The organism is Dokdonia sp. Asnod3-C12 (genome assembly GCF_045063975.1).
In the GTDB taxonomy this organism is placed as follows: domain Bacteria; phylum Bacteroidota; class Bacteroidia; order Flavobacteriales; family Flavobacteriaceae; genus Dokdonia.
Window position 1 is genome coordinate 3,335,217 of sequence record NZ_JBEFNY010000003.1, and the last position, 16,011, is coordinate 3,351,227.

Consider the following 16,011-nt stretch of genomic DNA (forward strand, 5'->3'; position numbering starts at 1 on the left):
TCATCGATTTATAATGCATAACACTTAAAGCCTTAGAAAAATTCAAGAGAAAATCTACAGTCTCTTGTTTCGGTTCAAATTGGTTCGTCTTATTATGACCTGACGAGGGTGTAGTGTAAGTTTTTGCCATGCGGTTTTTGTTTGATTCTTATTAAGAACGCAAATATGTACCGCATATTATATTAATCTGTTAGAATTATATTATTGGTATCAATTACTTTTCTCATATTGATAAGTGCATAACGCATTCTACCTAAGGCAGTATTGATGCTCACACCTGTACGCTCAGAAATTTCTTTAAAGCTCATCTCTTGATAAATACGCATTTTGAGTACTTCTTTCTGATCTTCTGGAAGCTCTTCAATAATACGCTTAACATCTCTGTTTACTTGATCTCGCACCATTTGCTTTTCGGCATTGAGGCTATTATCGCTCAAAACAGAAAATATAGAAAACTCACCTGCGTTATCAAACTTAGGCATCCTATTATTACGACGGAAGTGGTCTATCACCAAGTTGTGCGCAATACGCATCGTCCATGGTAAAAATTTACCTTCCTCATTATACTTGCCCTTCTTGAGCGTCTTGATAACTTTAATAAAAGTGTCTTGAAAAATATCTTCAGAAATATCGCGATCGTACACCTTCGAGTATATAAAACTGTATATACGTTGCTTATGTCTCGCAATGAGCATAGCTAGTGATTGTTCGTCTCCTTTGATGTAATTGCTAACGAGCGTAGCATCGTCTATTAATACACTTTTCATAAGTACTACTTTGTAGGTTGAAATTGCAAGGGGAATTCCCTTAGTCCAAAATTTTATAAAGTAGTATTATGCTATACGCAGAGTATCTGTTAGTGAATATTTCGGTAAATATATAATAAATCTGTTAACATTTGCAAAAAAACATTCATTTTGCACAATAAATTAAAAATAACGTTCAAAATGCGACTAGCACTTGGTTTCAATAGCAATGCACTTTCGGTATCTTTGTAATAGAACTAAAGAATTGCGATGCTTATAGACGTTAAGGATGTAAATCCTAAGAAGAATATTATCATTAAGGGTGCCAAACTGCACAATCTTAAAAATATAAATGCAGTAATCCCTCGTAACAAGCTCGTTGTTATTACGGGACTTTCTGGATCTGGTAAATCTTCTCTGGCTTTTGACACCCTTTATGCAGAGGGACAGCGCAGGTATGTGGAGAGCCTCTCCTCCTACGCTCGCCAGTTCTTGGGCAGACTTGATAAACCTAAGGTAGATTATATAAAAGGAATTGCTCCTGCCATTGCCATTGAGCAAAAGGTAAATAGCACAAACCCACGATCTACAGTAGGTACATCTACAGAGATTTACGATTATTTAAAGCTACTTTTTGCCCGTATAGGTAAGACATATTCTCCTGTTTCTGGAAATGAAGTTAAAAAGGATACTGTATCAGATGTGGTTGCTCATGTTTCCGCTTTCGCGAAAAGAGAAAAACTCCTCCTACTCGCTCCTATTCATTTAGAAAAAGGAAGAAAAATAGAATCTAAACTGCAAGCATTATTACAACAAGGATATGCTCGTATACAAGTAAAAGGCGAAGTAAAACGCCTTGATGAAGTTGCCGAAATAGGAAGCAAACTTAAACCCAAAGATGTACTACTCGTCGTAGATAGGATTATTAATAACCCAGAAGATGAAGATTTTATAAACCGCCTTTCAGATGCTGTACAGACGGCATTTTTTGAAGGAAAGGGCGAACTTTTTATAGAAAAGTTAGCAGATAATTCTCGCCGCCAGTTTTCAAATAAGTTTGAGCTTGATGGAATCACTTTTTTAGAACCTAATGTTCACTTATTCTCCTTTAACAATCCTTACGGTGCATGCCCTACTTGCGAAGGTTATGGTGATGTAATAGGAATAGATGAAGATCTTGTAGTACCTAATACTGGACTATCAATCTACGAGAACGCCGTATTCCCATGGCGTGGTGATAGCATGAGCCACTATCGCGATCAGCTAGTAAATCGTGCTTATAAATTTGATTTTCCTATCCATAAGCCTTGGTTTGAGTTAACTCCAGAGCAACAACAGCTTGTTTGGGATGGTAATAAAGAATTTGATGGGCTCAATAAGTTCTTTAAATTCTTAGAATCTAAGGCATATAAAATTCAGAACAGAGTAATGTTATCGCGCTATCGCGGTAAAACAAAGTGTAATACCTGCAAAGGAAAACGCCTACGCCCTGAAGCAACTTATGTAAAAATAGGTGGTAAAAATATTGTAGATCTAGTAGAGCTACCACTAGACGAAGTCGCAGCTTTCTTTAAGAGCTTAACGCTTAATGAGTATGATACTACGGTTGCAAAAAGATTACTTACAGAGATCACAAGTAGACTGAGCTTTCTAGAAAAAGTAGGACTCAACTACCTTACGCTCAACAGAAAGTCAAATACACTCTCTGGTGGAGAATCACAACGTATCAATCTTGCTACTTCTTTAGGAAGTAGTCTTGTAGGTTCTATGTACATTCTTGATGAGCCAAGTATAGGCTTACACCCTAAAGACACAGAAAAACTCATTGAGGTGCTACAATCGCTACGCGATCTAGGTAATACCGTTATCGTTGTAGAACATGACGAGGATATCATGAAAAAAGCAGATTTTATAATTGATATTGGCCCAGAAGCAGGAACCTTTGGAGGAGATGTGGTTGCCGTAGGTGATTATGATGAGATTTTAAAAAGCGATTCTCTAACTGCAGGATACCTCAATGGAACCTTAGAAATTGAAGTTCCTAAGAAGCGTAGAACTACAAAATATTATGCCGAAGTTATTGGCGCTCGAGAAAACAACTTACAGAACGTAAACGTACGTTTTCCGCTTGGTGTATTTACCGCTGTAACCGGTGTTTCTGGAAGCGGAAAATCTACCTTAGTTAGAAAAATTTTATATCCCGCCATGCTTAAAGCAATAGGCGGCTATGGTGAAAAGGCAGGCCAATTTACGGAGCTTAAAGGAAACTATGACAATATAAAAACCATAGAATTTGTAGATCAAAACCCAATTGGGAGGTCTTCTAGATCTAATCCTGTGACTTATATTAAAGCTTACGATGACATTCGTAAATTATTTGAAAGTCAGAAGCTTAGCAAAATAAGAAGCTATAAAGCAAAACACTTTTCTTTTAACGTAGATGGCGGGAGATGTGAGACTTGTAAAGGTGAAGGTGAAGTAACCATTGAGATGCAATTCATGGCAGATGTGCACTTAGAATGTGAAACTTGTAAGGGCAAGCGTTTTAAGAAAGAGGTACTCGAAGTACAATTCAACGATAAGAATATTGATGATATTCTCACGATGACTATTGATGATGCCGTGGCATTTTTTACAGCACATAATGAGGCAAAAATCACTCGCAAGCTTAAACCATTACAAGATGTAGGTCTAGGATATGTAACGCTAGGTCAGAGCTCCTCTACCCTATCTGGAGGTGAAGCACAGCGTATAAAACTTGCAAGCTTCTTAGTAAAAGGAACCACTAAGGATAAAACACTGTTCATTTTTGATGAACCTACAACAGGCTTGCACTTTCATGATATTAAAAAGCTCTTAGCTTCCTTTGAGGCTCTTATTGCAAAAGGTCACTCTATTATTGTGGTAGAACACAACATGGATCTTGTAAAATGCGCAGACCATGTTATTGATATGGGGCCAGAAGGTGGAAAAAACGGAGGTATTCTAGTCGCTTCTGGAACTCCGGAAGAGGTAGCAAAAAACAAGAAGTCCTTTACTGGAAAATACTTGAAAGAAAAACTCTAGTCATTCCCAAACATATAATTCTCTCGAAAGTCCTATTTTAGTACAATGGGACTTTCTTCATTTTTAAAAAAACTTGTACAATCTACGACTACTCCGGCATTTGATCCATCGGTGTTTAACCATGAGCTTGCCTCAAAAACAAGCTGGTCTCCAAAGGCAGGTGGCGGTGCAAATTTTAAAACCAAAACACTAGAAGTAGTTTCAGATAATGAGTTGCGCTATAAGGCCTCATCCTTTGGTAAAATTTTTAGCGGGATATTTATTTTATTTCCACTCGTATTTGTTGTAGTAGGCATCACAACCACTATTAGTGACGGTTTTAGCATAGAATCTATACTTTTTGCGCTGTTTCCTTTAGTATTTATCGGTGTAGGCATCTTCCTTTTAAAAAAATTACACACTATAACTACGTTTAATAAGTCTACAGGATATTTTCATAAAGGCAAGAAGCAACAAATCAAAAGCCTAACTATCACAGAAGATGCAAATACCTTTAAACTAGACTCCATAAAGGCACTCCAAATCTTGCCTGAAAAAGTTCGTGGCGATAAAAGTTCGTACACTAGCTACGAGATTAATCTCGTTTTTGAAGATGGCTCGCGTTATAACGTGGTAGACCATGGCCATCGTAAGAGCATAGAAGAAGATGCCGTTGCTCTTGGTGATTTTCTAGGGGTTCCTGTTTGGAATAAAATGACTGCTACTACTTATTTTTCTAAAAACATTGCTACTACTGGTGCCTACGATAGCCTTGAACAAGATATTACTAATCAAAATGAAGTAAAGGGTAACTATGATTCCGCTTCATCAACGTACTCAAGTGAAGAGGAACTAATTGACGAACTTGATCAAGACTACGACTCATCAAAACCAAGAAAAATGTAAATTAAGTACGCTTTCGCGAAAGCGTAATAACTTCTACCTTCAATACTACAATTTATGAAACTACTTCACAGTTACCTTTTATGTTTTCTCGTAACCACACTAGCAGCACAAACAAATACGGAGATTCACCTTTTTGATATTGTTAGTGATGGTAAAACAACATCGCTTGTTAATGGAAAGAATATAAGTAATAGCGAAGGATATGATAATCAGCCGCAGTTTCTAGCAAAAGATATTCTTATATATGCCGGTTCACTGGAAGGGCAAACAGAAATCATGCAATACACTCGAGGGACAACTCGAGTATTTAACAAAACCACAAGCGGTGGCGAGTATTCTCCTCAATTTATTGTTGGTAAACGTGGTATTTCGGCAGTACGGTTGGACACTACCGGCTTACAGCGACTGTACGCTTATCTTCCAAGAAAAGAGGAAACTCCTCTACTTATAAAAGATGCAGTGGTTGCTTACTACACATGGGCAGATGAACAAACGATTGTCTCTGCCGATATTGTTGAAGATGATTTACACCTCGTTATTCATAATATTAAAACTGGTCGCAGCAATGATCTTGACATCGCTGTAGGCAGGTCTTTTCATAAAATACCTAATACAAATCTTGTAAGTTTTATAGATAAATCTGAAGATGCGTGGGTGGTAAAATCCATTGATCCATCTTCACTTAAGATTGAAGAAATCACAGCGCTCATTCCCGGAGTAGAAGATATCGCATGGTTGCCAGATGGGAGTCTTCTTGCTGCAAAAGAAAACACCCTATTTATAAAAAGGAAAGATGCGCAATGGACATCTTTCTACAGTTTTGATGATGAAGATTTAAAAAATATCTCACGCTTTGCAATTGCTGCAGATGGCTCTCAAATTGCTGTAGTTTCAGAGGTTTCCCCAGGTAAAACGGTAGATAAACATTTAAAGCCTTTTAATGAAAGGAACTTAAATGCATTTGCAGATTCTTTTACTGAAGATGTTGTAGTACGCAATTTCTTTAAGGATACACTTTATACAGGGAGAGATGCATTACGTGAACATTATGAAGCTTATTTCAAGAAAACGACAACATCAAAAGTTGCTGTACTTAACAGAATCATTAAGGGTAATATAGTTATTGATGAAGAGGAAGTAACAGTGAATGGTGTTACTAATAAGCAAGCGACTATTTACGAAGTACGCAATGGCAAGATAGCTTCTATGTCATTTATAAGAGATAATAGAGATGCAACAGATCCAGAGCCTACAGTAGACAAGCAGCTAAAGAGTTATAACGAGGGCGATATAGAAGGGTTTATGGATTTGTATACAGATAGCATCGCGTTATACCGCTATCCCACCGTTCCACAACTTACGGAAAGATCAGTTATTAGTAAGACCTATGGAGATATGTTTACACAGCTTCCTGACCTAAAGGCCATTATTAATAACAGAATCGTAATAGGAAATATAACCATAGATCATGAAAAGCTATTTGCAAATGGTAATACATGGTATGGTGTGGCAATCAATGAAGTTTTAAATGGAAAAATCAACAGAGTTACATTTCTTTAGATTACAACAATTAATAGCATTACTATGAAATTATTTTTGGCAATATGCATCACTACGCTCTCATTATCGAGTTGTAAGAACAACCCAAATACACAGAAAAAAAAATCAGACCTTGTTGAGGACACCTCAGAAATACCCAACTCAAAAACAGATCACCAATTACGCCAAGTGACAAAGGCGACCATCACACCAGAATTAGACGGACTAGCGACAGACCCGGCTTGGAAAGACGTACAATGGGAATCACTTGATCAAAAATGGTTAGGAGAAGACTATACAGTAGAGGACTTCTCAGGTAAATATAAGCTCACATGGACACCAGAAGCACTATACATCATAGCTGAGATTACAGATGATGTTATTTATGACAAGGAAGATGATCCGCTTACATTGTGGTGGGATGATGATTGTCTTGAGATATTTATAGATGCAGATAATTCTGGTGGTGGGCACCAGTTTACACACAATGCTTTTGCTTACCATGTAGCGCTAGATGGAAATGTAGTAGACGTAGCTCCTGGTCAAGTCCCTACGCTGTATAATAATCACGTGGAGTCTAAGATTGTAAAAACAGGAGAAAACACCATGATTTGGGAATGTAAGATGACCGTTTATAATGATACCTACAAAGATGGTGGTGTCAATGAACCAAAAATTCTGGATGTAAATCAGAAGCTAGGTTTTGCGCTTGCTTATTGTGATAACGATACCAGTGCAGAACGAGAGAACTTTATAGGTTCTGTAGCTGTGCCCGGTGAAGATAAAAATAGAGGCTGGATAGACGCTGGAATCTTTGGCACCATAGAGCTAGTAGAGTAATAAAATAAGACAGTGAAAATCCCAAACATAGGTTTGGGATTTTTTTTTGCTTTCGCGAAAGCGTACTTCTAGCACATACATTGTTTTAGTATCTTTAAAACATAACAATTTATTAAACACTTTATAATGTTAAACACGCATACTTCTACCCTATTTAGAGCTACTAAAAGACTACCCATAACCTTAGGTTTTATGGTGGTTACACTACTTTTTTCTGTAGTAACAGCAAATGCACAAACCGATAAGAGAATCTACGAAATTATAGATGCAGTATCTGAAGATCGCTTGAGAGCAGATGTAAAGAAACTAGCAGATTTTGGAACGAGACACACCTTAAGTGATACCGTATCAAACACAAGAGGAATAGGAGCTGCGAGAAGATGGATAAAAAGCGAATTTGAAAAGACTTCGCATAACTGTAATAACTGTCTAGATGTATTTTATCAAAGTAACCTTATAAAAAAAGGTGATAATGACCGTATCACAAAAGACGTGATGGTTGTAAATGTACTGGCAGTTCAAAAAGGAACTAAATATCCTAATCGCTATGTAATTATGAGTGGTGATATAGACAGCCGTATATCTGATCCTAATAATTATACAGATGACGCGCCAGGAGCAAATGATAACGCCAGCGGAATGGCTGGAACGATGGAAGCTGCAAGGGTACTTTCTAAATATTCTTTTGAGAACAGCATTATCTACGTAGGTCTTTCTGGTGAAGAACAAGGACTTTATGGTGGAAAAGGACTTGCTGCCCATGCTAAAGAAAAAGGATGGGAAATCATCGGGATTATGAATAATGACATGATAGGTAACATTGAAGGTGTAGATGGCGTTATTGACAATCGAACGTTTAGAATATTTTCTGAGCCTGTACCTCCTACAGAGACAGAGCAGCAACGCAGAGCTCGCCGTTTTTATGGTGGTGAGGTAGATGGAATCTCTCGCCAACTAGCAAGATTTATCTACAAAACTACAAAAGACTACATGCCAGAAATGAACCCTATGATGGTGTATCGTTTAGATCGTTTTGGTCGTGGTGGCCACCATAGACCTTTTAATGACGCTGGTTTTGCAGGTATCCGTATCATGGAAGCTCATGAAAACTACACACAACAACATCAAGATATACGTACAGAAAATGGCATTAATTACGGAGATACGTTTGAGCATGTAAACTTCCCATATAACGCAAAGCTTACCGCAGTAAATGCGATTAATCTTGCAAATATTGCTTGGGCACCTCCTACTCCTAAAAATGTAGGTATAGGTGGTATTGTTGAGGCAAACGCGAGATTACAATGGGATGAAGTTGAAGGTGCAGTTGCTTATAAGATATACTGGAGAGATACCACTTCTCCTACTTGGGACAATGCACGATTGATTACAGATGGAATTTCGGCGACATTAAAAGGAATTGTGATAGACAATTTCTTCTTTGGCGTTGCTGCTGTAGGTAAAGATGGTCATGAAAGTCCTGTTGCTTTCCCTAGTCAGATTATTAGATAACAATACAAATTGATTTTAAATCATCACAACATATACCTTATGAAAAAAGTATTAATACTAAGTGCCCTTATTGCTGGTACCGCTTTCGCGAAAGCGCAAACCTCATTCGATAAAGACATTGCCGCTGTAGAAAAAAAGGTCATAGAATGGCGCAGAGATTTTCATCAAAATCCTGAATTAGGAAATCGCGAATTCAAAACTGCCGAAAAAATAGCAAAACATCTTGAATCTTTAGGAATTGAAGTACAAACAGGAGTTGCCAAAACTGGAGTTGTAGGCTTACTTAAAGGAGATATGCCAGGAAAAGTGGTTGCTTTAAGAGCAGATATAGACGCCCTTCCCGTTACAGAACGAAATGACCTTCCTTTCAAATCTGAGGTAGTTACTTCATTTTTAGGAACAGAAACTGGTGTGATGCATGCTTGTGGTCATGATACACACACTGCTATTCTTATGGGTGTGGCAGAAGTGCTATCTAAAAATAAAGACAAAATCAAAGGTTCTGTAAAATTCATCTTTCAACCATCAGAAGAAGGACCACCTCCAGGTGAAGAAGGCGGTGCAAAACTTATGGTAAAAGAAGGTGTACTTGATAATCCTAAAGTGGATGCTATTTTTGGTTTACATATTAATAGTGCTACCCCTGTAAATACTATAAAATATAAACCAGGAGGCACCATGGCAGCTACAGAGCGTTTTGTAGTAAATGTAAAAGGAAAGCAATCTCATGGTAGTCAGCCTTGGTCTGGAGTGGACCCTATTTTAATATCTGCTCAGATTATCAATGGTTTCCAGAGTATTATCTCTCGTGAGAGTGAATTAACAGAAGAAGCTGCGGTAATTACCGTAGGAAAAATAACATCTGGAACACGATTTAACATCATCCCAGAAAGTGCCGAAATGATAGGAACAGTACGTACACTTGACCCAGATATGCGTACAAAAATCATACGTCGTATGGATGAAATGGCTGCTGGTATAGCAAAAGCTTATGGCGGTGAGGCTACGATAGACTGGCAGAATATGACTGTCGTAACTTACAATGATCTTGATCTTACTGCACAAATGCTACCTACCTTACAACAAGTAGGCGGTACAGAAAACGTGTCTTTACAGAAAGCGGTTACTGGCGGAGAAGACTTTTCTTTCTTTCAAGAGAAAGTACCTGGCTTCTATTTCTTTTTAGGAGGTATGACCGCTGGAAGTACTGAAGCTTTTCCTCATCACACACCAGATTTTGTGATTGATGAAGCTGGATTCCAACTAGGCGTTAAGGCATTAAGCCAGATGAGTATAGACTACTTAAACGGTAAATAAAAATTAGATCCCTATGAAGACATTTTTTAAAACATTAATGCCATTTGCCGTTGCTGCAATGGCGGCAACTACCTTACATTCTCAACAGAATGACCAACCAATTTTCAAGGACGGAGAAGCGCAAGTAGTTCCTGCATTTGATACGCCTAAAACTTGGATTCGCGAGGATTTATGGGTTGAAACAGAATTTGACACAGATGGTGATGGCGAGCTAGATCGCATGCACGTAGATGTAACAAGACCCCTACAAACCGAAAGCGGACTAAAACTGCCCGTTATTTATGAGACAAGCCCTTATTATGCAGGCGTTGCAGCAAATGATCCCAATTTATTTTATGATGTAAAACATGAAATAGGAGCTCAAGAAAAACCAATAGCAAACGGAGTTGTCGTACGAAGAGGAAAACGCCCTGTAATTTCAAATTCGCTCATTAAGACTTGGATTCCTAGGGGTTATATTGTGGTGCATTCCTCCTCTCCAGGAACTGGACTATCAGAAGGATCTCCTACAGTAGGTGGTGATAACGAGTCACTAGCGCCTAAGGCCGTTGTAGATTGGCTTAATGGTAGAGCAAAAGGTTATAAAGAAATTGACAGTAATGAAGAGGTAAAAGCATTCTGGTCTACAGGTAAAGTTGGGATGACCGGAACATCTTACAATGGCACCCTGCCACTGGCTGCTGCAACAACTGGAGTTGATGGTCTTGAGGCAATCATTCCTATAGCTCCTAATACTTCATATTATCATTATTACAGATCTAACGGACTAGTGCGTTCTCCTGGAGGGTATCTAGGTGAAGATATCGATGTATTGTACAACTTTATACATAGTGGAGACGAATCAAAAAGAGCGTATGCAGATAGTCTTGTGAGAGATATTGAGCTTAAAAACGGGATGGATCGTGCAACAGGAGATTACAACGATTTTTGGGCAGGTAGAGATTACCTTAATGATATGAAGCCTATGAAAGCAGCATTATTAATGTCTCATGGTTTTAATGACTGGAATGTAATGCCAGAACATAGCTACCGCATCTACAAGAGAGCCCAAGAAATGGGTATCTCTAGTCAGATTTTTTATCATCAGAATGGTCATGGAGGTCCGCCACCTATGAAGATGATGAATCGATGGTTTACAAAGTATTTACACGGAATAGATAATGGTGTTGAAAATGATCCCAAAGCGCAAATTGTTAGAGAAAACGATGCTAGAGATCAACCTACACCTTATGAAAACTATCCAAATCCACAAGCAAAGGATATTACATTATACTTAGGAAAAAGTACTAATGGAGCTGGAACGTTATCTATCCAAAAAGCAAAAAAACTACCTAAGGAAACACTTGTAGACGATGCTTCTGTGAGCGCTAAAGATATGATGAAAGCTTCTGCATCTCAAAACAGATTATTGTACCTCACTCCTACTCTTAAGGATGAATTACATATTTCTGGAACACCTAAAGTGACTATTAGTGTATCTAGCAGTAAGGAAGCAGCAAACCTGAGCGTCTATCTAGTTTCATTACCTTATGAAGAAGGAAAAGAAATTAAAATAACAGATAATCTCATCACTCGTGGATGGGCAGATCCTCAAAATCATGCCTCTATACGTAAGAGTGAGCCTCTTAAGAAAGGTGAATTTTATGAAGTGACATTTGACCTAATGCCAGACGATCAAATTATAAGAAAAGGACAGCAAATAGGCTTGATGATTTTCTCTAGTGATAGCGAGTTTACAGTACTTCCTAATCCTGGAACAGAGCTAACAGTAGATTTGTCAAAAACCAAACTTACACTACCAGTTGTAGGTGGAGAAACGGCCTTCAGCACAACGATTAATTAATAATATTATTACCATAAATGAAGTATACAAAAACTTTACTATTTTCTAGTGTATTACTGTTTACCGCTTTCGCGAAAGCGCAAACAAATCTAGATAAAGAAATTACAGCTATAGAATCAAAAGTCATCGAGTGGCGTAGAGATTTTCACCAAAACCCAGAATTAGGAAATCGTGAATTCAATACTGCCGATAAAATTGCAAAACATCTTAAGTCTTTAGGAATTAAAGTTCAGACAGGAGTTGCAAAAACAGGTGTTGTAGGAATTCTTGAAGGAAAACGCAAAGGAAAAGTAGTTGCTTTGCGAGCAGATATAGATGCACTACCTGTAAAGGAACGTGCAGATTTACCATTTAAATCTACAGTAATGGGTGAATATCAAGGTAACCCAGTTCCAGTAATGCACGCTTGTGGGCATGATACACATATTGCAATCCTTATGGGTGTTGCCGAAGTACTTGCAAAAAATAATGATTTTGCGGGAACGGTAAAATTCATTTTTCAACCAGCAGAGGAAGGTGCTCCTCCGGGAGAAGAAGGTGGTGCCGAGCTTATGGTAAAAGAAAATGTTCTTAAAAACCCAGATGTAGATGCCATCTTCGGACTGCATATAGGTTCTGGTCAAGATGTAAATACCATCGCCTATAAACCTGGAGGGATTATGGCAGCTTCCCAGAGTTTTGAAATCCATGTAAAAGGAAAGCAAAGTCATGGTTCTACACCATGGACGAGCCGTGATCCTATTATGGCAGCAGTAAAAATTATAGACGGATTGCAAACTATTATCTCTAGAGAAATACCACTTACAGAAGAAGCAGCTGTATTATCTATAGGACAGATTAATGCAGGTGTGCGAAGTAATATTATCCCAGAAGAAGTACATATAGTGGGTACATTACGTACGCTAGACTATGATATGCAAGCTTTTATAAACCAGCGTATGAAGGAGATGATTCCTACTATTGCTGCAGCCTATCGTACAGAAGCTACGCTAACTATTCCTGAGGGCTACCCTATCACATTTAATGACGTAGCACTTACCGCACAAATGCTTCCATCACTTGAGAAAGCTGCTGGTAAGGAAAATGTCTCTGTTATAAAAGCCATTACAGGTGCCGAAGATTTTTCATTCTTTCAAAAAGAAGTTCCAGGGCTTTATTTCTTTTTAGGAGGTAAAACACCTGGAAGCACAGAAGCTTTTCCTCACCACACTCCAGATTTTTACATTGATGAAAGCGGGATGCTGCTCGGAGTAAAAACATTTGTACAACTTACACATGACTATTTAGGGCAATAACCCCTACTCCATCATTACGGTAAAGATTATATTAACGACAGTTAACCAATGTGTTAACTGTCGTTTTTTTGTAAAAAAATGAATGAAAACTATAAATTTCGTTCAATAACTATAAAAATAGTTGTGTAACTATACTTTTCATTGTAAGTTTGAATTATCAATCATTAGATAATCAATTGTATACATGGAAAAACTAACAAATAAAGAAGAAGAAGTGATGCACGCACTATGGAAGTTAGAGCGCGCTTTTGTTAAAGAAGTGGTTGCTAGCTTGCCAGAAGGTAATCATTACAATACCATATCTACCATTGTGCGTAACCTCGCAGATAAAGGATATGTGGGCTACCAAGCGTTTGGAAAGACCCATCAATATTTTCCTGTGGTATCTCTTCAGACTTATAGAAAAGAGTTTATGGAAACTACGAGTCAAAAGTTTTTTGGGAACTCTTATAAAAATATGGTTTCCTTTTTTGCCAAAGAAGAAAAGATTTCTGCAGATGAGCTTAGGGAAATTTTAGCAATTATAGAAAAAAAGTAACTTATGGAAATCCTTATTTTAATAGCAAGAAGTATTGGAATTCTATCCTTGTTTTATGTGATATACATTTCCATCTTACACAAAAACACGCTCTTTACAGCAAACAGGCATTTTCTCATTGCTGGTATCATTGCAGCGCTCACGCTACCTTTTTTAGAATTTACTCAAGTTACAGAAATCGTATTGCCTTCACAGCCAGTTTTTGATACTGCTAATGTAGTTCCATTATCGCAAGTTGAATATCTTCCTACGGTAACCACAGCAGAGGTGCCAACAATTGATTGGTGGCAAATTGCTTTGCTTATATATATTGCAGGCGTTATTGTCATGTGTATTAAATTAGGTATGCAACTATTCTCACTTAGAAATCTCATTTCTTCCGGAACTGTGGTACAAAGGAATGCATACACATATGTAACTGTCACAAATAATATAGCACCCTTCTCCTTCTTCTCGTACATCGTATATAATCCCGAGCTTCATACATTAGAAGAGCTCGAAATGATTTTAGCTCACGAGCAAATTCATGCAGGACAACGCCATTCCATAGACATACTAATCACACAAATTATATTAGCACTTCATTGGTGCAATCCGCTGGCGTGGTTGTATAAGCAGAGTCTAGAACAAAATTTAGAATACATTGCAGACGCTCATGCTATCCAGCGCATTAATAATCCGCAGCAATATCAACGTACACTGGTTAAGGTTTCATCTCCCTCCATTAGACCAGCGCTTACTAATCAATTTTATCAATCATTTATCAAAAAACGAATCGTTATGCTCAACACACCACAATCAGGTAAACACCATCTTTGGAAACTGGGATTAATCATCCCGCTCGTCTCTTTCTTTCTGTATTCTTTTAATGTAAAAGAAGTAGTCACTTATGTTGAAGAGGACAATACCGCTTTCGCGAAAGCGGAAACACCTTCTATTAAGCCAGTACGCAACAATGAATTTATAATTACAAGAAATAGCACAGCCCGAGATTTAGATAATATTGAAAAAGAAGTTGCCGAAAGATTTCCGCAGAGCTTAATACGCTTTTCAAATCGAAGAATAGCCGAAAATGGAATTATAAAACGTTTTGACTTTCAAACTAAGTTTGCTGGAGACCGTGTTTTCCATACACGTTTTAAACGCGCCAAAGATATCTCTAAAACTTGGGAAGGGTATCAAATTAGTTTTAATGAAAAAGGTATTAATGTTATAGAAAATGGAGAAAAAGGAACTTCATTTCGCATTGATGTAGATAAACTTGAGTTCTTAAACTTGCTTGGCACCGTATATGACAGAGCACTTATTAAAAATGGGGACAGCTATGAGGAAGAAAATAAAGGAAATTATCCAAGAGCATCATATAACCCACCCGTTGTGGTTAAAGACACAACACTTTTAAGCCAAAGTCCTAAAATCCAGATAAGTGATACTCTAAAGGCACCTAAGGTTTTAAATTCTCAAGAAACTTATAGCTATATCATTACTAAAAACACAACGGATAATGAGATTGATGCACTTATTAAGGTAATGAGAGAAAAGCACAACGCTACTCTGAAGGTAAGTGGCATTAAGAGAAATAGGAATCAAGAAATAGAAAAAATTTCGGTCAATCTCAAAGATGATAATGGGAATAATAAGAATTACACCTTAAAGAGCTCTAATCCTATCAACGACATTTATATATATCGCAATGCTGACGGTAGTACAGGCATGGGGAATGTTGATATGGAGAATGATCAGAGAAAAGCTTATGACAACAGGAGAGTGAGCTTGGAAAAACGTCGCAAATCAATGATAAATAGCAGAGACAGTATGCGTACAAACATGGAAGCTCGCAAGCAGGATATGCGAGCTCGTATGGAAGAACGCAGAAGCCTACAAGGAAGAGCTCAGGTAGACTCTATGAGACAAGATATGCTATCACGACGTGACAGCATGAAAATGCAAATGAAGGAGCGACGTGAGAATTTGAAAGGCGATAGGGAAAACTATAAAAATAGCAGACAACAAAGAGACATGCGCTACGTAACACTCGACGAAAAAACGTACTACTTTGTGGTTAGCCCTGAAGGATCTAAGAGTTTCTATGATCGATGGGGAAAACAAATAAAAGAAGATACTCCTCTTTATCAAAAGCTATTGGATGAAGCTTCCTCGACTGTATCTAGTTTATCACAGGATAAGTTAATGGAACAATTACCTGAAGAAGATATTTTGAAATCTGACTCCTCCGATAAACCTATCTATTATGTTAACGATAAAAAGATGTCAGTTAGCCAACTAAAAGAAATGGATGTGGCTCCTAATAATATTTTGACTCTAACAGTCTATAAAGGGGAAAAAGCAATTGAACTCTACGGTAAAGAGGCTGTTAATGGTGTTGTCGTAATAGAAACAAAAGAGTAAAAGGTAATTAATCTTGAGTAA

Annotated in this window: 11 protein-coding genes; 10 read left to right on the plus strand and 1 reads right to left on the minus strand. The window is 37.7% G+C overall.

The features are described from left to right. Nucleotides 1–182: 182 nt before the first annotated feature. Entirely contained in the window at nt 183–767 is a 585-nt protein-coding gene (locus ACJJVW_RS15000; RefSeq protein WP_298325200.1) for an RNA polymerase sigma factor, read from the minus strand. Between the two features lie 249 nt (nt 768–1,016). Here ACJJVW_RS15000 and uvrA point away from each other — a divergent pair, with 249 nt between their 5' ends. The 10 genes from uvrA (at nt 1,017) to ACJJVW_RS15050 (ending at nt 15,990) form a co-directional block, all read left to right on the plus strand. Then, a complete protein-coding gene (gene uvrA, locus ACJJVW_RS15005) occupies nt 1,017–3,812 on the plus strand; it encodes an excinuclease ABC subunit UvrA (protein ID WP_405252922.1) in 2,796 nt (931 codons plus the stop codon). Between the two features lie 45 nt (nt 3,813–3,857). Beyond that, the gene (locus ACJJVW_RS15010) at nt 3,858–4,697 is read left to right on the plus strand and encodes a hypothetical protein (protein WP_405252924.1); all 840 of its coding nucleotides are present in this window, start codon (nt 3,858–3,860) and stop codon (nt 4,695–4,697) included. A 54-nt stretch (nt 4,698–4,751) separates the two neighbouring features. Beyond that, complete coding sequence (locus ACJJVW_RS15015) at nt 4,752–6,257, plus strand: nuclear transport factor 2 family protein (protein WP_405252926.1); 1,506 nt, start codon at nt 4,752–4,754, stop codon at nt 6,255–6,257. 24 nt (nt 6,258–6,281) lie between these two features. Then, nucleotides 6,282–7,076, plus strand: coding sequence for a sugar-binding protein (locus ACJJVW_RS15020; protein WP_405252928.1), 795 nt, complete (start codon nt 6,282–6,284; stop codon nt 7,074–7,076). Between the two features lie 192 nt (nt 7,077–7,268). Next, nucleotides 7,269–8,588, plus strand: a complete 1,320-nt coding sequence (locus tag ACJJVW_RS15025; protein ID WP_405253119.1) for a M28 family peptidase — start codon at nt 7,269–7,271, stop codon at nt 8,586–8,588. A gap of 39 nt (nt 8,589–8,627) precedes the next feature. Next, nucleotides 8,628–9,905 carry an amidohydrolase gene (locus ACJJVW_RS15030; RefSeq protein WP_405252930.1) on the plus strand — a complete coding sequence of 426 codons (1,278 nt, stop codon included), beginning with the start codon at nt 8,628–8,630 and terminating at the stop codon, nt 9,903–9,905. A gap of 13 nt (nt 9,906–9,918) precedes the next feature. Beyond that, a complete protein-coding gene (locus ACJJVW_RS15035; RefSeq protein ID WP_405252932.1) occupies nt 9,919–11,748 on the plus strand; it encodes a Xaa-Pro dipeptidyl-peptidase in 1,830 nt (609 codons plus the stop codon). Nucleotides 11,749–11,765: 17 nt separating this feature from the next. Beyond that, on the plus strand, nt 11,766–13,043 hold the full coding sequence (locus ACJJVW_RS15040; protein WP_405252933.1) for an amidohydrolase: 1,278 nt from the start codon (nt 11,766–11,768) through the stop codon (nt 13,041–13,043). A gap of 184 nt (nt 13,044–13,227) precedes the next feature. Further along, a complete protein-coding gene (locus ACJJVW_RS15045) occupies nt 13,228–13,581 on the plus strand; it encodes a BlaI/MecI/CopY family transcriptional regulator (protein WP_405252935.1) in 354 nt (117 codons plus the stop codon). A gap of 3 nt (nt 13,582–13,584) precedes the next feature. Then, nucleotides 13,585–15,990: a M56 family metallopeptidase gene (locus tag ACJJVW_RS15050; RefSeq protein ID WP_405252937.1), complete on the plus strand. Its 2,406-nt coding sequence runs from the start codon at nt 13,585–13,587 to the stop codon at nt 15,988–15,990. Nucleotides 15,991–16,011: the final 21 nt, after the last annotated feature.